This is a genomic window from Hirschia sp., assembly GCF_058892565.1.
The window spans coordinates 60,581-81,396 of sequence record NZ_JBZXVU010000026.1 but is presented as its reverse complement, the minus strand read 5'-3'; the positions used below and the strand labels follow the sequence as shown (position 1 = coordinate 81,396).

Annotated in this window: 15 protein-coding genes; 4 read left to right on the top strand and 11 right to left on the bottom strand. The window is 45.0% G+C overall.

All coding sequences use genetic code 11. The annotated features are described in order from the left end of the window. From AC5EF3_RS10860 to AC5EF3_RS10815, 10 genes are all read right to left on the bottom strand, one after another. The coding region (locus AC5EF3_RS10860; protein WP_493548067.1) for a F0F1 ATP synthase subunit delta at positions 1 to 343 on the bottom strand (343 nt) is incomplete at its 3' end. A 243-nt stretch (positions 344 to 586) separates the two neighbouring features. Further along, positions 587 to 1,426 carry a CheR family methyltransferase gene (locus tag AC5EF3_RS10855; protein ID WP_012778009.1) on the bottom strand — a complete coding sequence of 280 codons (840 nt, stop codon included), beginning with the start codon at positions 1,424 to 1,426 and terminating at the stop codon, positions 587 to 589. After that, entirely contained in the window at positions 1,427 to 2,530 is a 1,104-nt protein-coding gene (locus tag AC5EF3_RS10850) for a protein-glutamate methylesterase/protein-glutamine glutaminase (protein WP_012778008.1), read from the bottom strand. 54 nt (positions 2,531 to 2,584) lie between these two features. Further along, positions 2,585 to 2,950, bottom strand: a complete 366-nt coding sequence (locus tag AC5EF3_RS10845; protein ID WP_012778007.1) for a response regulator — start codon at positions 2,948 to 2,950, stop codon at positions 2,585 to 2,587. Between the two features lie 12 nt (positions 2,951 to 2,962). Further along, positions 2,963 to 3,415, bottom strand: a complete 453-nt coding sequence (locus AC5EF3_RS10840) for a chemotaxis protein CheW (RefSeq protein WP_012778006.1) — start codon at positions 3,413 to 3,415, stop codon at positions 2,963 to 2,965. After that, positions 3,412 to 6,117: a chemotaxis protein CheW gene (locus tag AC5EF3_RS10835; protein ID WP_012778005.1), complete on the bottom strand. Its 2,706-nt coding sequence runs from the start codon at positions 6,115 to 6,117 to the stop codon at positions 3,412 to 3,414. Before AC5EF3_RS10835 ends, AC5EF3_RS10840 begins: the two co-directional genes overlap by 4 nt. Before the next feature lie 113 nt (positions 6,118 to 6,230). Continuing rightward, positions 6,231 to 6,851: a histidine phosphotransferase family protein gene (locus AC5EF3_RS10830; protein ID WP_012778004.1), complete on the bottom strand. Its 621-nt coding sequence runs from the start codon at positions 6,849 to 6,851 to the stop codon at positions 6,231 to 6,233. Between the two features lie 215 nt (positions 6,852 to 7,066). Continuing rightward, a complete protein-coding gene (locus AC5EF3_RS10825; RefSeq protein WP_493548066.1) occupies positions 7,067 to 7,426 on the bottom strand; it encodes a YdbL family probable chaperone protein in 360 nt (119 codons plus the stop codon). Beyond that, positions 7,426 to 7,620 carry a YnbE family lipoprotein gene (locus AC5EF3_RS10820; RefSeq protein ID WP_493548065.1) on the bottom strand — a complete coding sequence of 65 codons (195 nt, stop codon included), beginning with the start codon at positions 7,618 to 7,620 and terminating at the stop codon, positions 7,426 to 7,428. The genes AC5EF3_RS10825 and AC5EF3_RS10820 overlap by 1 nt, the downstream gene beginning before the upstream one ends. Positions 7,621 to 7,637: 17 nt before the next feature. Beyond that, entirely contained in the window at positions 7,638 to 10,766 is a 3,129-nt protein-coding gene (locus AC5EF3_RS10815; protein ID WP_493548064.1) for an intermembrane phospholipid transport protein YdbH family protein, read from the bottom strand. 164 nt (positions 10,767 to 10,930) lie between these two features. On the opposite strand from AC5EF3_RS10815, the gene AC5EF3_RS10810 reads away from it, so the two are divergent. From AC5EF3_RS10810 to clpB, 4 genes are all read left to right on the top strand, one after another. Then, the gene (locus AC5EF3_RS10810; protein ID WP_493548063.1) at positions 10,931 to 12,253 is read left to right on the top strand and encodes a M23 family metallopeptidase; all 1,323 of its coding nucleotides are present in this window, start codon (positions 10,931 to 10,933) and stop codon (positions 12,251 to 12,253) included. A 175-nt stretch (positions 12,254 to 12,428) separates the two neighbouring features. Next, on the top strand, positions 12,429 to 13,607 hold the full coding sequence (locus AC5EF3_RS10805; protein WP_012777999.1) for an acyltransferase family protein: 1,179 nt from the start codon (positions 12,429 to 12,431) through the stop codon (positions 13,605 to 13,607). Positions 13,608 to 14,258: 651 nt separating this feature from the next. Next, positions 14,259 to 15,752 (top strand): methyl-accepting chemotaxis protein, encoded by a 1,494-nt coding sequence (locus AC5EF3_RS10800; RefSeq protein WP_012777998.1) that lies wholly within the window; start codon positions 14,259 to 14,261, stop codon positions 15,750 to 15,752. A 197-nt stretch (positions 15,753 to 15,949) separates the two neighbouring features. Beyond that, on the top strand, positions 15,950 to 18,571 hold the full coding sequence (gene clpB / locus AC5EF3_RS10795) for an ATP-dependent chaperone ClpB (protein ID WP_493548062.1): 2,622 nt from the start codon (positions 15,950 to 15,952) through the stop codon (positions 18,569 to 18,571). Between the two features lie 80 nt (positions 18,572 to 18,651). Here clpB and AC5EF3_RS10790 read toward each other — a convergent pair whose 3' ends face one another. Further along, complete coding sequence (locus AC5EF3_RS10790) at positions 18,652 to 20,631, bottom strand: hypothetical protein (protein WP_493548061.1); 1,980 nt, start codon at positions 20,629 to 20,631, stop codon at positions 18,652 to 18,654. Positions 20,632 to 20,816: the final 185 nt, after the last annotated feature.

The following is a 20,816-nucleotide window of genomic DNA, read 5'->3' as shown; positions in this document are numbered from 1 at the left end:
TCATACCACGATGTTGAGCTGCGCGCTCGGAAAATGCTTTTGCAATACCCACAAGATCGCCCGCACGGCCATTTTGTGAAACGACACCAATAAAGCGCCCTGCTAATTCAGGCAACTCTATTTTGGCTGCGATTTTTTCAAGCACAGCTGCTTTATCTTCAACAGAATGAAGTGGAGATGCCAATGCTTTAGAAAGAGAATCGTCGGCATTAATTAGGTCAGCAAGAACGTTCAGACCAGCCTCAACGCTGTCTAGTTCATTTGCTTCCAATGCCAGGTCGAACAACGCTTTTGCGTAGCGTTGTGCCGCTCCTGAGGAGGAGGAGTTCGATGATGCGCCCAAAATCTTGCCCGCTTACTCTGAGCATCACCGCGACAATGCTACAGGAATTAGTGTCCCAAAAATTTATGAGGTAGTTTCTATCTTTCGCGGAGATGACACCTCAATCGCGCGGGTCGTAGCATGGGGTTTGAGAGCTGACAACTATTGAGATCGTCGATTGGTCGTGTTTTTCACGACCAATATGCCGCACCCATCATTCTGTGTGCGGTATAATCCCATTAAACCAGCCTCAAACCATATTCACTACGCCGCGCGGATTCCACCATTCGCATTGCCGTCACTTGAAAATTGATACAGGCCACGACGCTCTTTCATCGCTTGGAATTTTTTGGTCACGCCAATAACGGTCTCTGCGGCACCTAACAATAAATACCCTTGAGGATTCATGACAGTCGCCACGCGTTCCAAAACTTGTGTTTTCGTAGGTTGGTCAAAATAGATCAGCACATTTCGAATAAACACCACATCAAATTTTCCAAACATTGTGGGCTGTTCCATGAGGTTGTGTTCACGGAAAGTCACCATGGAGCGGATTTTGTCCGAAATTTGCCAAAGGTCATCTTTTTGTTTGAAATGTTTCATCATCATTTGAATTGGCAGACCACGCTGCACTTCAAATTGAGAATACAATCCTGTTTTTGCTTTTTCCAAAACGCGCGGTGAAATGTCTGTCGCTACGATTTCAACTGGCACACCACGTGTTAGCGCAGGATTATCTTCAAGCATCATGGCTAAAGAATATGGCTCTTGCCCTGTTGAACAAGCTGCACACCAAATACGGATACGAGGTTTTTGTTGCGCAGCAAGACCTGGGAGAGCAACATCTTTCATCAATTCAAAAGGTGTTTTGTCACGAAAGAAAAATGTTTCATTCGTTGTCATTACATCAACAATTTGAGCAATTAATCGCTCATCACGGCGAGAACGAACCACTTGAAGCAAGTCCTCTATTGAGGCCAATCCTTCTTTACGTGCCAAAGGAGCCAGACGGCTTTCTAGCAAATAAGTTTTGTCTGTCGTTAACTGTATACCCGCTCGACGGTGCAAAAGCCCCGAAACAAAATCAAAATCCGAACTATTCACCTATGCCACTCCATTCATATATTTAAGCGTCAACTTACCAAGCTCAGGAATTGGCTTAATTTCATCAGCCCATCCAGCCTGTGCGATTGCGCCCGGCATTCCCCACACCACACTTGAAGCTTCGTCTTGGACGATCACCCGTCCACCAGCCTCACTTATTAATTTGGCACCATCTCGGCCGTCATGCCCCATGCCGGTCAAAACAACGCTCAATACTGATCCTCCAAAAACCTCAACACCCGACTGAAACAACGGGTCCACCGAAGGACGACAAAAATTCACTTGAGGAGACTGATCTAGCTTGATCACCTGCCCCACACCTTGTTTTTCAATCCGCATATGCCAATTGCCAGGTGCAAGATAAATGTGGTCAGGCTGAACCAAATCACCATTTTGCGGCTCGATGCATTTACGCCCAGTTACCTGAGTCAGCTTTTCAGCAAGAATCGTCGTAAAAGTGGCTGGCATATGCTGCACGATAAAAATCGGAGCTTTTATGCTATTTGCGATCGGCCCTAAAAAATTCTGCAATGCTTGTGGTCCACCTGTCGATGAACCAACTAAAACGGCTCTAGGGCGAAAAATTGCAGATTTGCTAGCAGCTAAAGCAGGTCGTGGTCGAGGTGGCGGCAATGGTGCACGGCGTGCAGGGTTTGCAGCTGCTTGTGCAGCTCCACCTAAAGCACGCACTTTAGCAATCAGGTCTTTTTGGTAAGCTGTCGCTCCACCTAATCCAGTTGCTTCAGGTTTGGAAATGTAATCCGCCGCACCCAGTGACATTGCGCGGAGTGTCGTTGTTGCACCCTCCCGCGTCAACGTAGATGCCATGATGATCCGTGCGTGCGGCGCAAGCTTTAACAGCTGCGGCAGCGCTGTGAGACCATCCATACGCGGCATTTCAACATCAAGGATAATGACATCCGGTTTTGCAGCAACCACATCTGAGACAGCACGCAAGCCATCTGTGCTCACGGCGACAATTTCAATGTCGTTTTCGACTTCAAGCCATCGTTTTGTCAGACCTCGCACAACTGCGCTATCGTCTACGACCATGACTCGTATCGTCTGTCCATAGGACCGGTTTGTCGCAAAAGCGTTCACCATTAAAATCCCTTCAACTTCATGAAATCAACCCAAAAAATACTGCTTAGCAGACGCTTAAACTAGGCCCACTTCAGCGAATTTTGATTCTATAATTTCACTGTCAAAAGGTTTCATAATGTATTCATTGGCACCTGAACGAATGGCCTCAGCAATGTGAGACATATCATTTTCAGTTGTACAGAAAACAACTGTTGGACGATCACCGCCTGGCTCTCTACGCAAAGCACGAAGGAAATCGATTCCGTTCATGACCGGCATATTCCAATCAAGCAAAATCGCTTCAGGCATATCCGCACGGCACTGCTCGAGTGCTTGCTGGCCATCAGCGGCTTCCATTGTATCAAATTTCAAGTCTTCGAGAATGCGGCGAGCAACTTTGCGAACCACACGACTATCATCAACTATCAAACACCGTTTCATTCACGTTATTCCTTATGCTGCCAAGCCCTCATCGGGCTCGCTAACGGCCAATATACGGCCGATGTCCATAACAATTAGTAATTTGTCGTCCATTCTATGCACACCCTTTGAAACAGAGGCCCACATTGGGTCTAAGTTCACAGGATTCTGTTCCATATCGCTTTCTTCAAGGCGAACCACTTCACCCACAGAATCGATTATCAAACCAAAGCTTTCACCATTTTGTTCGATACCAATTGCCATGATCTCATCGCGTTTGCCCTCTCTTGGTGGCAGGCCAAGACGCGCTCTAGCATCTATGGCTGTCACAATGCGCCCACGCAAATTCAGCACACCGGCAATATCTGGTTTTGACAAAGGCACTTTCGTAACTTTGGTTGGACGAAAGACATCATGTACTTCCAACACAGAAGTTCCAAATGTTTGAGAACCTATTTGAAAAGTCACATACTCAATCGAGCTCATGCGGCATCTCCTCTCGCTTTAAGCGCTGAATCCAAGGCCATCAACAAAGCATGGCGGTCTGCTTTTGGAATACTCATTCCCAATTCAGTAGGCTGTGCGTCATCTCTATTGGACAATCCAAAACGAGGTGCCTGCATCAATTGAGAATTAGCATCAATTGCTTCTGCAAGTCGGCTCACACCCTGACCCGTATCTATATCAGCAAGCACTGCATCAAACGCGACATCCTCAGCCTTGAGAAGCTCAATTGCCGCATCTTCAGTCGGCGCTAATGTGACATGGTAACCAGCCGCTTTAAGCAATGGCGATAACATATTTTGGAAGAATGGATGTGTTTCAACAAGCAATATACGGCGCACATCCTGTTTCGCTGAAGTTGCGGTTCTCGCCCAGTCACGCTGACCTTCGTTCAAGAAGTGGGCAACATCTATAATCTGGGTAGTTTTGCCTTTAAGGACCGCTGCACCCAGAACACCAGGTGTCATTTCTGCCATCTCATAATTTACAGTTTCGTGAACGATATCTAGGATTTCATCCACTGCCACACCAATCACCGTCTCACCTTGGTTGAATACCAAGATAGGCTGTTTGCCTTCTGTCTTGATCATGTGGGATCCAGCCGCATGCACAAGAGGCATCAACTTGCCGCGATATTGAACAACTTGATGTCCTTGAGAACGTTCAAATGTTTCTGCATCCAGATCTTCCAGACGCGTAACAAGGCTAAGCGGACAGGCCAATGGTTCATCACCGCCTGCACGGAATAGAAGAAGCGACATTTTATCATCACTTTGACCATCTTCTGCTTCTTCGTTTGCAGATGTCTGGTTTGCACCCTCAATACTAGAAACTTCTTTGGCCACACCATTTGGATCTAGGATCATGATAACTGATCCATCTCCAAGAATGGTTGCACCAGAATACTGACGCAGACCAGTCAACATATTTGTAAGAGGTTTCACAACAATTTCTTCTGTGTCGAAGACTTGATCAACAACCAGACCAAAGCGTGTATCACCGACTTGCATGACCACGACAAAAGCGTTTCCGCTTTCATCGACAACATCCATGCCTCGACCACCTTCAATACCCAAAATTTCGTTTAGAGCGACAAGTGGCAATAATCTGTCTCTTAGGCGCAATACTTGTGTGTTTGAAATATTCTCGACACGCTGATCACGTTCATTTCCTGTACGAACAAGCTCAACAACAGACAATTGTGGAAGCGCAAACCGCTCTTCACCCACACCAACAATCAATGCTGAAATAATGGCAAGCGTAAGCGGAATTTTAATGAGGAAAGTCGTCCCCTCGCCTTCAGCTGCTCGCAAATCAATGGCACCACCGATAAGCTCGATATTTGTCTTCACCACATCCATACCCACACCGCGACCTGAAATATTGGTCACTTTTGCAGCCGTAGAGAAACCAGGAGCAAATATCAGTCGGTGAATTTGAGCATCTGTCATAGAAGATGCTTCAAGCGAATCGATAATATCTTTTTCAATTGCTTTTTGACGAATGCGATCTGTGTTCAGACCCGCGCCATCATCGGCAACTTCAATGATAATGTGACCACCTTCATGATAAGCACGCAAATGAATCGTACCTGTTTCAGGTTTGCCATTTTCCTTGCGAGCCTGAGGGGTTTCGACACCGTGGTCACATGAGTTTCGGATCATGTGTGTCAAAGGATCTTTGATCAATTCAAGAACTTGACGATCTAGTTCAGTGCTTTCACCATCAAGAACAAGATCAATTTTCTTATCCAAATCCTGACACGCATCACGCACAATACGTGGTAATTTTTTCCATGCAGTCCCGATTGGCTGCATCCGTGTTTTCATAACACCTTCTTGCAATTCCGCTGTGATCGCTGAAAGACGTTGCAATGGCGCTTTAAATTCAGAATCATCGAGGCCACGCACCATTTGCATCAATTGGTTACGTGTCAAAACAAGTTCAGAAACCATCGTCATGAGGTCTTCAAGAACATCAACACCCACACGAATTGTCTGATTTAGTGGTGCGGCCCGCTCCATAGCAGCAGGAGCCGCCGCGACAGGTGCTTCCACTTTTGTAATTGGCTCTGGCGGCGCAACATCATCATCAGCAGAAACAGAATTAAACGCCGCTTCAAGATCAGCCAGAGACACTTCACCCGGACGAAGTTCACGTCCCAATTGAGCATCCCAATTTGCTGGATCAACTCCCGGTGGCGGCGCGTTCGGGTCCTCTTCTTCATCGTCATCTAATGCATTCAAGACAGCTTCTGCATCATTTGCAGGTGTCTCGTTGGCAGGAGCTGCAGCGCCTTCAGCTAATCCACCATTGGCAGCATCAACTAATCTTGCGATCAATTCTTCATCATTGCCATCTGGCTCAGCTGCATAGCTTTCAAGATGGGTCAAAAGCGCTTTAATCTGGTCAATTGACTCAAGAACCAGTGTCACTGCCTTTGGCGTAACTGGTAAGGCACCATCCCGGAACTTACCCAGCAAAGTCTCGCCCGCATGCGCCACAGCCTCTAGGCGTGGCAGCCCTAAAAATCCACATGTACCTTTGATCGTATGAACAAGGCGGAAAATATTGTTGAGCGTGTCCTTATCATTTGGTTGCGACTCAAATCGCACCAATTCAGTATCAATTACATCAAGACTTTCCGAAGTCTCGGTAAGGAATTCGCTAAGAAGATCGTCCATATCTATGCCCGCTTCACTATTCGCCTCGGATTCGAGGCAGGTGATTAAGCTATAGAAAACGACCTGAGAGTTAAGAAATGATGTTCAATTCGCGAACTCTCAGTTAAAAATTTCTATTCAGGTGTAGAACATTTCAATGAAATTTCTTCTTCCGCCGTTGCCAACTCAATAATTGCACCAATTTCTCGTGCACATTCACGTGCGAAATAAGGCTGTATATTCTTGGCTATCCACCCACCTTCTGGCTCTACACCGTTGAGAGAATCTCTACGTTCTTCATTCAAGACCACTCGCGGCCCCTTACCTTCAACTTTTAAAATGACTTTATCGCCCACTTTTTCAGACGTTACTGATATCATTCCGCCTCGTGGCATAGCCGATGTTGCAATCATCATCATATTCATGACCAGACGGACTTGCGCAAAATTTGTTATCTCAGGCGTATCATTCCATTCGAGATCAGCGCGGAAACCCTTCATATAATTTTGACACAGACTGCGTGCCTCATGCAGATCAGCATAACCATCTTGCATGCCAACAGATCCCAAAGCGTATCGAAGAAAAGTCAGCTTATATTCAAGCGTCTCAGAAGAAGACCGGATTAAATCTTCGACATACTCGCGCATGTCTGGATCATTCAGAGAATCTTGAACGAGCTTAAACGAAGAAACTGGAGATACCAGTTCGTGACAAATGTGAGACGCTAGGAGCGCTGCTAACTTCGATGCTTCCATAGTGTGTGACAGCCCTATAAATCAGTTTCTGATTCTCACATAGGAATCACTTCATAGGCGTGAACACAAGCATTGACATTCCAAACAGGCGATTTTCAACGCAATTTTTCAAATTATTTTGGCATAAACAAAGCGATTAGGACCTAATAGGTTTATTTTTAAGTCGCAAACATCCTCTTCCAACTAAAAGAAAATCTGTGATCCCGCCTTAAAAGTCATTCTTTTTGGTACCAGCGCCCTGCTGCATCCATAAAAAATACTCCTGATTGGGCCAATTCATATTGTTTTTGGGCTGTAAGGCCTGAAATCATTGTCAGGCTCTTTCCAGTTGAAAGCGACATCTTGGTATAGACTTCACGGCGGCGCGCATTCACATCAGCCACTAATTGACGAACATCATTAGGGGCTTTCTCTGCCGACACGAGTCCTAAATATCCATCATATCGTTCACCAACTAATCCCGCGGATTTAACATCCTCCAAAACCGGCTCAGCTCGCATTGGTAAAGATGTAAACGCTGCAATCATAACAACAATAGCAAAACACGATAAAAATCTGACAGGTAATTTCATCATTAGAAAATATCCGGATTTTCTTCGATGAGTTCATCAATATCCTGATCAAATTTCAGATCGACATTCTGATCAATCGTCACATTCAAATTGATTGTGATAGGCTTTTCAGGAACTTGAACCCGTACAATCGGCGAACATGCGGTCATGGCCAACGCTATAACAACGGCGGAAAGAATAAAATTATTTTTCTTCATTTTTAATCCCCTCCCGCTTAATGTTCTAAGAATGTGCGATGCAAACTAGGCGCCGTTGTGGCAGCAATGCGCCTCTCCTTAAATCCAGCTGCGATATTTTGAACATACGCGTTTATTCTATGCTCTGCGATAGAGGATGCACCAATTAATGCCATTAAATCAGAGCGAATAGAAACATCCATTTCAAATCCATGCCCCTCGACAAAATCCAAATTTCTGCCAGCCATAAAAACATTCACCAACATTTCACCCGTTAGCTCACCACTCACATCCACTAACATTTCATCATATTTGAAATTTTTCAGTGCATTCACCAGCAAAGCAACATTCTCATTCGTCGACGCAAGCTTTTGCATGGCCGGTGTGTCATACCGAATAAAACCGGCGGAGTTTGATTTAAACTGCGCCTCATCGATTTTAATATGTCCCGTTGAAACTGAGGCCGCTATTTGGCCACTTAATGTACCATACGCATGAACACCCAGCAGACTCGCATCATCAAGAATTCCTGCAAGGTCTATATTGTCAGCCAGAATAACGACTTGGTTGACCTCGGCCTCTGTTTTCCAGACGACTGGCTCCAACAATAAAAATCCCTTTGCAAATGGCCAAGTCGATTTTTGCACATTCACTTCATTAAAATTTTGAACTTGAAACTCTACCACACCATTTTCCAGCGGTGCGCCCGCATTCCATTTATGGATCTTGATCCTCTGATCTGGCAGAGAATGCTGCATTAAAAGATCGTCAAACTCGATCTGGCCAAACACGCCTTCAAATAAACCTGCTTTGGGTGTGACAAAACCAATATCAACCAATTCAACTATGCCATTTGAGCTCAAATTATCTGGTGTCCATTTGATATGTCCATCAAATGTAATGCCTCCAGCAACATTAGCAGCGATCCCCTTTAAGCGTGGAAAGACATGATGAGGCTGCAATCCTTTTCTTTCAAACAGCAAATTTCCCGTTGTTAAATCAACCTGGCCCTCACCCAACACAATATCATAGGACACCTCCCCCGCCCCTAAATGATGGCGGTGCATTTGGTCCCAAGCCGACAATTGGCCCGTGATTTGACCGTCGCGAAGCAAAAATTCACTTTCGATATTTAGATCGGCAAACCGTTTCTGTTCTGATTGGTCCATGGCAATTGCACTGACATGCCGTATCTCGCCTTCCAGCCCTGTCTCACTTCCTGAAAACAGAAAATCCGCCGCGATACCTTTCAAAGCGACATCGCGAAACTGCATTTGCCCGTTTGGCACCTGCCCATCAATTTTCCAATGTGTATCAGCGACAAGCTCAATGCTAGTTTGCGGTGCTGAAAGCGTGATCACTTCATGACCCACACCTATCTCTGCTTCAATATCCTCAACAAATGCATTCAGTTGGATGATCTCATCAAAGGTCCAGTTCAAACGTGTTTTGCCAATATCGACATCATAAGTTTGATCCAAACGCTGCACTTGTGTCTCCAACCCTGACAAACTGCCAGAACCTGACAATACCCTGTTTGTTAATGATATATTGTCCGAGTGATAGACTGCCGAAAAGCCAGAGACCTCGGCAGAATGCGTTTGAAAACCGCCCACCTCTACATTTAAAAACTGATGTGGATCAATGAAAACACGCCCATCTTTCCATTGCCCTGACCAATTCCCTGCAAGACGCACATTTTGCCAGTCCGCATTAAATGCCGGTCCAGAAAACAAAATCACGGCGTCATCCAATGAGAATTGAGTCTTTTTAAAATCACTGGTGATTTCCAAGGAAGCAATCTTCAAGTTCAGCATATCTGCATCGATAAACCTCCACTGCGGTGCTGATGAAGTCTGATTAAAATGCACATCTCCTTCAAAACGAAACGCATCTGGACCCGCATTTAGTTTCATGTTTCCTGCATTGAGTGCATAGCCTTTGCCGCGCACAGAATAAGCTTCTTCAAAATCCAGCACCTGACTTGCGATATCAAAAGACCAGAAATTTTCAGGACTGGGGTTATCTTGCCCCAATCGACCTGAAATCGTGTCATTCACTGAAAAATTTATCGCTTCATTTCCACCAACAACAAGCCCCGCTGTTTTCGTTCCAGATAACTGAAAAGGGATAGAAATATCAGTCAGAACGGGTTCGACACTTGAAGGAAAAACATCTTCAAATTGCGCTTTAATCTTCGCAGATAGCGCATTTGCAAATGTGGTATTGGATGCAGTCACCAATCCTTCCGCGTACAAATGCTCTATAATTTGGTTTGGTTGATCCAATGAAGCGCGCATAGCGGCACTTACTATGACAGTTTCTGCAACCAATTTTTCAGTCGCAAAATTTTTAAAGGCAATATCTGTCTGCGTTTCCAACTGCAGGGTTTGAGTATCTAACCGATAATAAGAATGCCCCGTCACTTGAGCCGCAAATTTTTCTTCTAATTGAGCGTTCTGCAAATCTATAGATACATCACCAGATATATAATCTTTGTAAATTTGGAACGCTCCTTGAGCTAAACTCATATCAGCGCTGTACTTTTTGTGTTCAATACGCTCGTTTGGTATTTGAAATGAGACCGAATATGCCTGATCATCTTGCTTTAGAACACTTCCTGATATTCCAAACATGCGGTTATCAAATGGAATATCAACGGCAAAACGATCAATCTGCACATCCTGCCCCGCCCAAAACAAATTGTCCTGAAACTGCACAATCTCTTTCAATTGCGTCAGCAGTCCTTCAACATCTTGTCCATTTCCGCTGCTTAATTGAGCGCGTATTTCACCAATTTCTACGCTCTGAATATTGGCCAAATTTCTTATCGGCCAATTCACGCCTAAACGAATATTTTCAGCCTCCAAAGATTGAAAACCAGATTTTTCAACCGTGAGGGAATGAATGCCAATTTCTTGTGAACCGATATAATCAACATCAACCACACAAACGATTTCATGGTTAAGACATGATTTTTCTATGAGTGATTTCGCGATCCAGGATTTGCTCGCATACAGACAAATCAAAACCAGCAGTAAACACAGCAAAACAGCCCCGAAAACGCCACTTTTGTTTTTCAAAATGGCTGTCGTCGTTGGCAAATGATCTGGTCGTGTTTTAATCAGCTTCTTCACTTGCGACACTTTAAGTATAGTTTGGCTCATATCCTGCTTATTTTATTTGCAAGAGTGATGATCTTATCGCCTAATCAGTTTTTCTGTCGATAGGTTACGCATAAATGTAAATATTGCCGTTTTACTTCATAATATTTGAAGTACTAGGATTTAAGTCGTTTTGAACACGAGTAGAGTTTGGAAACCATTTGGATATGATTAGTCTTTATTCCATCAGAAAATCTGTTGCATCAACTACAATCACCCTAGTCGCTTTAGGTACGCTCGCATTATCAGGATGTGAGAATGAAACCTCATCTGCTGATGCAAAAAATCCAATATCAACACAAACATCTCAAAATAATTACCTCGCCGAGCTTGCAAATCTTGTCAGTGCAGAAGACGTAACTCCCGCAACGCCGCTCTCCATCAAACCCGGCGCGCTAAAAAAACGCGAAACCCTAATTGATGTGCTTGATCGCCTTGGCGCTGATCGCAAAGAGTCCAACCGAGCAGTGTATGCGGCTGCTAATCATATTGACATGCGCAGACTGCGTCCCGGACAAGGCGTCACTGCTTATTTTCAAAACAATGACACTGCTCAACTAACAGCCCTCTCCTTTAAACCTGATGCAGAGAGACAAGTCCTCGTCTCGAAAAGCTCAGCTGGCGACTGGGTATCACGCGAATTGAAAGTTAAACTTCACCCTGATTTTGAAAAAGTCGGCGGTGTCATTGATACAAGCATTTATGATCTGGCACTCAAACAAGGTGCTGGTGACCAGCAGGTCGTCGATTTTGCCGAGATATTTGCTTATGATGTCGATTTCCAACGTGAAATTCGCCAAGGCGATACATTTGAAATTGCCTATGAAGTTTTTCGCGATGAATTGGGTAATACAATCAAGAAGGGTGATGTTTTATACGCCTCCCTGAACGGTAAAAAAGTCAGCCGGAATTTCTACCGCTATACAACATCAGATGATGGTATAACGGACTATTATGACGATAACGGCAAAGCCGCACGTAAATTCCTGATGAAAACGCCAATTAATGGCGCACGCTTGTCATCCAGCTTTGGAAAACGTCGTCATCCTGTTCTGGGCTACACCAAAGTGCACAAAGGCACCGACTTTGCTGCCCCGCGCGGCACGCCGATATACGCCGCAGGAAATGGTGTCGTCGAACGCGCATCTCGATATGGAAGCTATGGAAATTATGTCCGCATCCGCCATGCGGATGGCTACAAGACCGCCTATGCGCACATGAATGGTTATGGCAAAGGCATCAAATCTGGTGTGCGCGTCAAACAAGGCCAGGTTATTGGATATGTCGGCACCACAGGCCGCTCAACTGGCCCTCACCTACACTATGAAGTCCAAATCAATGGTAAGCATGTTGATGCGATGCGCCTCAAATTGCCAACTGGACGTACACTCAGCGGTGAAATGCTTGAGAAATTCAAAATCGAAAAAGCAAGAATTGATGCTATTCGCACAAGCCATGAACTTCCAATTTTATTGGCTGATGCATCTTAAGGCAACATAAAACGCTACCCTGACCTTCTGTTCGAAACGCTCTAAAAGATCAGAATTCTTCCCGCCAGTCATCACTGTTTTGTGATATTGATGCCTGCGGGTAGATTGTAAATATGGCTTGAATTTTGCGTAAGTTAAGTTTCAAAGAACTGGCGACGGTTTATGGGACAGTTTCATGCAAGATATCACCGCAAATAAACCTAAACAGGTATTCCTGTCCTTAAATGGACTACGATTTGTACTTGCAATATGGATCGCCTATTTCCATGTCGGTCACATGTTCGACGAAGATGGTTTTGGGATGCTCCCAATATTGCGTCTTGGCATATCCCGCGTCGATGTATTTTTTGTTCTATCGGGCTTTGTTCTTAGCCATGTCTATTGGGCGCAGCGCACCAAACCTTTTAATTTCCTAGATTTCATGGTCGCACGTTTTGCGCGCATCTATCCAATGTATCTTATCGCTATGGGGCTGATACTTTTATATCTGGTCGCAGGATTTGTGCTGGGAAAACAAAGTGACACAAATTATCCAATCAGTGACCTCTTCAAATGCCTATTCTTCCTTCAAGCCATCGGCTTAACCGAAACTAATTCTTGGAATTTTCCAGCTTGGGCAGTAGCAGCAGAAATGGGCGGATATATCGCATTCCCACTTTTCATTTTGGCCGCGAAACTTACACGCAACTGTCCATATGTCTTGTTGGCTATCGCACTAGCCAGTGTTTTGTGCGTTGAATTATTCCTACGCAATTATGCGCATCTGGATCTTTACCGCGTGACAAATGACTGGGCTGTGCTTCGCGGCGCATCAGTTATGTTTTGCGGTGTCGCGGCACGGTCAGTGTTCAATGTTTTCAAGCCCGGTCAAATCATGTCTTTGGTCACAATCCTTGCCAGTATCAGCATAGTCGTGACAGCAGCCTTCTACCAATCGGGAGTCTATGTAAACACACACCTGCCAATGGCTGTCACATCCGCTTTTACAAATGTTCTAGATGTCGCCAGCGTTCCTTTTGTTGGGCTGGGTGCTGCATTCCTGATGATTGGTTTAGCTAGACTTGATGAACTGAAAATCAAGACATGGCTTTCCGGTCCGCGTATGCAAGAGCTTGGCAATTGGTCCTATGTAATTTTTATCTTGCATGCACCGGTTTACACAATCCTATCGCAAGGTCTGGGAATTGTAGGCTATGAATTTGAAGCTACCCCCCTCACTTCTTTAGGCTTTATGCTGGTTGCGGTGGCAATAGCTGGCCCTGTCTACCACTATGTAGAGAAACCAGCACGTGTGCTCATCAGAAATTGGTGGCAAAATAGACGCGGTCACAAAATCTCTAAAGCCGGCTTATAAACCCTGATTAGTTTAGGGTTATGTCATTGATTTTTTACACAAAAAAAACAAGACCAAGACCAAATAAAGCGAAGTCCAAAATATTAACAACAAAGTTAAATTGGTTAGTCTTTAGAATTGTTCTAATTAATACATTCCAATTTCTAAACTTGTTTGTGATGAACTCTTCGAAAATTATCTATTCTCTTTAGCTTGTTAAGTTCTACTTTACCTACACATGCAATAAATCAAAAATAGATACGAAGTTTGAAATACAGTTCAACATCTTTCAAATTCTGTATTTAGAGTACTCAAAAAGATAGGAGTAAGTATTTAGACAGGGAAGAAAACGAAATTGCATATCCTTACAATAACCATCTCAGCTTTTTCGACTTTCGGCGTGACTTTTCTATGCTTAAGTCCACAACCCAATGATCAAATATTTGCGTCTTTCAACACCCAATACTCGATCTATGAAATCGAGAACAATTTAAAAGCTCTAGATATAGATGTCATATCCTTCGATGAAGATTTGAAGCACGTCATTGTTTCAAATCGTAAAGGAGACGCCTCAAATCGCTTAAAAAAAGCTGGAGCTCAATTTGTTATCAAAGCCAAGTTTGCCCAGTTTTGTTCCAGTACACCCAAAACTTCTGAATTAAAGAGCCAATTATGAAAAGCCAAAACAATTTAGATATTGCTGCATTCAACATCAACGATTTGCGAGCGCATTTTTCCAAATTTGCCGTTGCGTTGCTTTGGATCCTTGTCGCGCTGGTCGCGATCTCAGGTTTTACGCAGCAGGGAGCTGCAAGTTTACCTGCTTTAGGTCTCGCAATTTTGCTTGCTGGTACAGGCACCGCCTCCAACATAAAACAACCTGGTGGATCAAGTGCTTCAACCACAATATCAATAGCCCTTGCCGGATTAATTGCGGTCCTTGTCTATAATTTTAGCTGGAATGGTGAGGGAGTTGCATTTCAAATAGATATGCACATGGCTTTCTTTGCAGGCCTCGCAGTTGTTGTCGGTTTTTTAAATTGGCGCGCATTGGTGGCTTTTTCAGGTGTTGTCGCTTTCCATCACCTAACATTATCCTTCATTTTCCCATCGGCGGTATTCCCAGATGGTGCTCCAATCGCCCGTATTGCATTGCACGCTGTAATTCTGGTTTCTCAGTGTGCAGTCCTTATCTGGTTGACTCAACAAGTCCACAAACTTTTTGCAGCAAATGCCGCCTCAATGGCCAATTCAGAAGCATCGGCGCAGCAAGCTATCGAATTGCAAAAAACTGTTGAAGAAGGTGCCAAGGAAAACGAACGCCGCTATTCTCAACTTCAAGCTTTCGCGACAGAATTTAGAAGCGATGTAAGTGACCTGATGACGGGCCTCACCTCTCGCGCACAGGAGTTAGATCAGGTCGCCAACGAATTAGAAGCATCTGCACAAGCCTCAATTGGAACATCAACAAATCTCAGCGATGCTTCGCAACTAGCAGCACATAATGTCGATAGTGCAGCAGCAGCAACGGAACAATTAGCTTCATCCATCTCAACAATAGCTCAAAAGATTGCTGCAACGAATGCCGTGGTCTCAGATGCGGATAAATCCGTTCGCTCATCATCTGAAACGGTCGCGACATTGTCGGATAATGCTCGTAAGATTGGCGACGTCATCAGCATTATTAGTGATATAGCCGAGCAAACCAACCTGCTTGCGCTGAATGCGACAATTGAAGCCGCCCGAGCAGGAGAAGCCGGACGCGGATTTGCTGTCGTTGCCACGGAAGTGAAACAACTTGCAGATCAAACAGCAAAAGCCACTGTTGAAATTGCTGAACAAGTGCAATCAATTCAATTAGCATCCGAAGACACATCAAAAATCATCGAAACTATTTCTAATGTCATTTCGGAAGTCACAAATCAGACAACATCTGTGGCGCAGGATGTCGACGAACAAAACAGCGCTACAAATGAAATCGCACACAGCACACGTACCGCCTCTGAAGGCACGAATACTGTCGGCAAAGAGGTTAAAATAGCCATTGAATCCGCTGAGAAGACATCCCAAATCGCTGCTAAAATCGTGTCTGCATCAGGCAATGTGGCTATCGCCAGTGACCGGTTACGCAATAGCGTCGATGACTTCCTTAAAAAGGTTGTCTAATCCCCTGCTGCTTTCACAATCTAGAGATAAATGCTCAAGAAATGTACAAGAATTATTCTTGCATCTCTTGAGCATTTTTTTTGATTACCCATATCAAATTTGTGGAGTCGCCGATAACGGGGCTCCCCAACTTTCGTACACGATCACGCGTAAATGCTGATGCGTGTGCGCTTTATCCGCCTAGAAAGGGGATTAATATGGATATGGACAAATTTACAGATCGCGCACGCACTTTATTGGGCACAGCGCAAACATCTGCCGTCGCTGCAGGTCATCAGCAATTATCATCTGAACACATTCTCAAAGCTTTATTTGAGGAAAGCGATCAACTTAGCGCAAACTTAATTCGAGCGGCTGGTGGACACCCTGAGCAAGCCCAGCAATTAAACGAACAAGCCTTAAATGCGATACCTAAAGTCACTGGCTCAGGCGCAGGGCAATTATCAATAAATCAGGGCGCTGCTGCTGTTCTGACAACATCCCAAACTGATGCTCAAAAAGCGGGTGATTCATTTGTAACCGTCGAACGTCTACTTGTCGCAATCGCCAAGGGAAATGACAAAGCTGCATCAGCTTTAAAAACGGCGGGCGTAACAGCAAAGGCACTTGAGACAGCTGTTGAAAATCTACGTCAGGGCCGCAAAGCAGATAGCGCCAATGCTGAAGAAAGCTATGAAGCATTATCTAAATACGCTACCGATCTAACAGACGCTGCGCGCGCAGGAAAACTTGACCCTGTTATTGGCCGCGACGAAGAAATTCGCCGCGCAATCCAAGTTTTGTCTCGCCGCACCAAGAATAATCCCGTCCTTATTGGTGAGCCAGGTGTTGGTAAAACAGCCATCGCCGAAGGACTTGCAAATAGGATTGTTGATGGCGATGTGCCTGACAGTTTGCGTGACAAACGCCTCCTATCTCTAGATATGGGCGCCTTAATCGCAGGCGCGAAATATCGCGGTGAGTTTGAAGAACGCCTGAAAGCTGTTCTCACAGAAGTGACATCTGCTCATGGCCAGATCATCCTGTTTATTGATGAGATGCACACACTTGTTGGTGCGGGTAAATCTGATGGAGCAATGGATGCATCCAACCTGCTAAAACCCGCCCTCGCCCGTGGCGAGCTGCACTGTATTGGTGCAACAACTCTAGAAGAATACAAAAAACACGTTGAAAAAGACGCAGCTTTAGCGCGGCGTTTCCAACCCGTTTTCGTTGAAGAACCTTCTTTAGAAGACACAATCTCTATCTTGCGTGGATTGAAAGAAAAATATGAAGTCCACCATGGAATTCGTATATCTGACGCAGCGATTGTCGCCGCAGCAACTTTATCCAATCGCTATATTGCAGACCGTTTCATGCCTGATAAAGCGATAGACCTTATGGATGAGGCCGCATCTCGTTTACGTATGGCTGTTGAGTCCAAACCTGAAGAATTGGACGAAATCGACCGCAGATTGATGCAATTAAAAATCGAAGCTGAAGCTCTTAAAAAAGAAAAAGATGACGGCTCAAAAGATCGATTACTCAATATTGATGCCGAGATCAAAACACTTCAGGCCCAGTCAAATGAGATAACAACCGCATGGGAGGCTGAAAAGTCACGTCTTGGCGGTGCAACACAAGCAAAAGAACAACTCGAAAAAGCGCGCGCAGAACTTGCAGATGCAGAGCGACGTTCAGATTGGGAAAAAGCAGGAGAGCTAAAATACTCTGCCATTCCTTTGCTTGAACAACAAATATCAGCTGCTGAAACAGCTGGAGATAACACATCTGGCAGCCTCGTCAAAGAAGTAGTTGATGCAGAAGCGATAGCCTCTGTTGTCTCTCGCTGGACCGGTATCCCTGTGGATAAAATGATGGAAGGCGAACGCGAGAAACTCCTCTCAATGGAGGATAACCTCTCCCAACGCGTTGTTGGGCAAGATGAAGCACTGGAAGCAGTTTCCAACGCCGTCAGACGCGCCCGAGCTGGCTTACAAGACCCTAGTCGCCCTATTGGTTCCTTCATGTTTGTTGGCCCCACAGGTGTAGGGAAAACTGAGCTAACAAAAGCACTCGCCGAATTTTTGTTCGATGATGAAAGCGCAGTCTTACGTCTTGATATGTCTGAATATATGGAGAAACACGCCGTCTCACGTATGATTGGTGCGCCTCCTGGATATGTCGGATATGAAGAAGGTGGCGCCTTAACCGAAGCTGTACGTCGTCGCCCTTATCAGGTCATCTTGTTTGACGAAATCGAGAAAGCACATCCAGATGTGTTCAATACTTTATTGCAAGTCCTCGATGATGGCCGCCTGACAGATGGTCAAGGTCGTACCGTGAACTTCAACAACACATTGATTGTCATGACATCAAACCTCGGCGCTCAAGCCTTGGCTGCTGATGCCTCTGAAGATGAAATATCAGAAGATGCAAGACACAGCGTCATGACTTCAATTCAGGGACATTTCCGTCCTGAATTCCTCAATCGTATTGATGAAGTTGTCTTCTTCAAACGTCTTGGCCGCGCTGAGATCGACCGAATTGTCGGCGTTCAATTAAAACGACTAGACAAATTACTAGAAGACAGACGCATCACCATGGATATAGATCAAGCAGCTATGAAGTGGCTCGCAGATAAAGGATATGATCCGGTATATGGAGCGCGTCCTCTAAAACGCGCGATCCAGAAAGAAGTACAAGACCCACTTGCACGTATGATTTTGGAAGGTCGGATAAAAGATGGAGAGAATGTCGCCATTTCTGTTGACGACAATATTCTGACTTTAAACGGCGTGCCAACCAATCTCATTGGAAAAACAGGCGCGTTCAACTAAACTTTAAAACCAAATAACAAAAAAGCCCGCCTCATATTATTGAGGCGGGCTTTCTTTTGCATACAATTTACGTTGTAGGATTATTTTCCATCAACTAGGCCAGTAACACCTTTTTTGATCTTCTGGATAATTGAAGTCTTTTCTTCTTCAGCTTCAGTTGCCTCTTCTTCTGCAGCGTCTTCAACTGCTTCAGTAACTTCCGCTTCAACATCTGCTGTTGCTTCTACTGTCGCTGCTTCAACTGCCTCAGAAACCTCTGCTTCAACATCAGCTGTCGCGTCTTCAGTTGCGGCTTCTACAGCTTCAGAAACGTCGGCCTCAACGTTGGCTGTCGCTTCTTCTGTTGCAGCTTCAACTGCTTCTGAAACTTCAGCCTCAACATCTGCTGTCGCGTCTTCTGCCGCTGCTTCAACTGCTTCAGTAACTTCCGCTTCAACATCTGCTGTTGCTTCTACTGTCGCTTCTTCTGTCGCTGCTTCGACTGCCTCAGAAACCTCAGCTTCTACATCAGATGTTGCTTCTTCTGCCGCAGCTTCAATAGCTTCCGAAACTTCCGCCTCAACATCTGCTGTTGCTTCTTCTGTCGCAGCTTCAACTGCCTCAGAAACTTCCGCCTCAACATCTGCTGTTGCGTCTTCTGCCGCAGCTTCAACTGCCTCAGAAACTTCCGCCTCAACATCTGCTGTCGCGTCTTCTGTCGCAGCTTCAACTGCTTCTGAAACTTCAGCTTCTACATCTGCTGTCGCGTCTTCTGCCGCTGCTTCAACTGCTTCTGAAACTTCCGCCTCAACATCTGCTGTCGCTTCTTCTGCTGCAGCTTCAACTGCCTCAGAAACTTCAGCCTCAACATCAGCTGTCGCGTCTTCGGTTGCTGCTTCAACTGCTTCTGAAACTTCAGCCTCAACATCTGCTGTTGCGTCTTCTGCCGCAGCTTCAACTGCCTCAGAAACTTCCGCCTCAACATCTGCTGTCGCGTCTTCTGTCGCAGCTTCGACTGCTTCTGAAACTTCAGCTTCTACATCTGCTGTCGCGTCTTCTGCCGCAGCTTCAACTGCTTCAGAAACCTCTGCTTCTACATCTGCTGTTGCTTCTTCGGTTGCAGCTTCAACTGCCTCAGAAACCTCAGCTTCTACATCTGCTGTCGCTTCCTCTGTCGCTGCTTCTACAGCTTCAGAAACGTCGGCCTCAACATCTGCTGGTGCTTCATCAACTTCTGTTTCTGCAAGTGCAGCATCTGCTTCATCAAGTTTTTCAAGAATACTGGCGTTCAAGTCATCAGTTTCGTAAAATTCATCTTCTGGTTCTGCTGTAATTGCTTTTGGTTCAACAATTTCAACTTCTTCCACCACATCGACGACTTCAGAGACAACTTCGTCGCTTACAGCTTCGGCTTCTTCTAAAACTTCGTCATCAGTTGCCTCGTCTTCTACGTCCGCAACTTCGGTCTCAACTGTTTCAACAACATCATCTTCAACGCCGTCTACTTCATCTTCAACTTCTACTTCCGCAGTCTCTTCGTCTACCGTCTCTGTAACATCAGCAGCTTCTACAAGCTCTGTCTCTTCAGACTCAACCTCTACCGCTTCAGTAATCTGAGCTTCTACATCTGGAGCAACCTCTTCTGTCGCTTCTTCAACAGTCTCAGAAACTTCTGTTTCCATATCTGCCGTTGCATCTGCGGCGACAACTGACGCCTCTTCAGTAAGAGATGTTGGACCAACAAGGACAGGCTCTGCAGATACGAAAGGAAGATACAGCCATTTAGCAGCGTCACCATCCTTGGATATACGCGCCCAATCATCATTTCTTTCATACACGGTAATTTCAGCACCAACACCAAGCATTTCATCAAATGAAACGGACATTTCTGGTTGAGCGAAAACTGGAATAAATTTTGGTGTAATTGTAAATGTGTCTACAGCTATTTCAGCGCTTTGTTCTTCAACAGCAGCTTCTACTTCAGCTTCTTGCGCCATCGCTGGAGATATCGTCAATGCCAATCCGGCAACGGACGCAAACAACGCAGACTTCAGAGTGTTTATCTTTAAAAGAGGTTTCATAAAAAGAGTCCTTATTATTTGAATAAAGCGCCACGCCCCAACTGCTTGGCAAACTTTGACTGCAACATTCTGTCACTTAACCCGATATCAAAACTAGAATTCAGCAAGACGTCACAAATAGTAATCACGGCCCCTTATTGAGCCCCACAACATTGATTAACTAAACATAAACAAAATAAAATCAA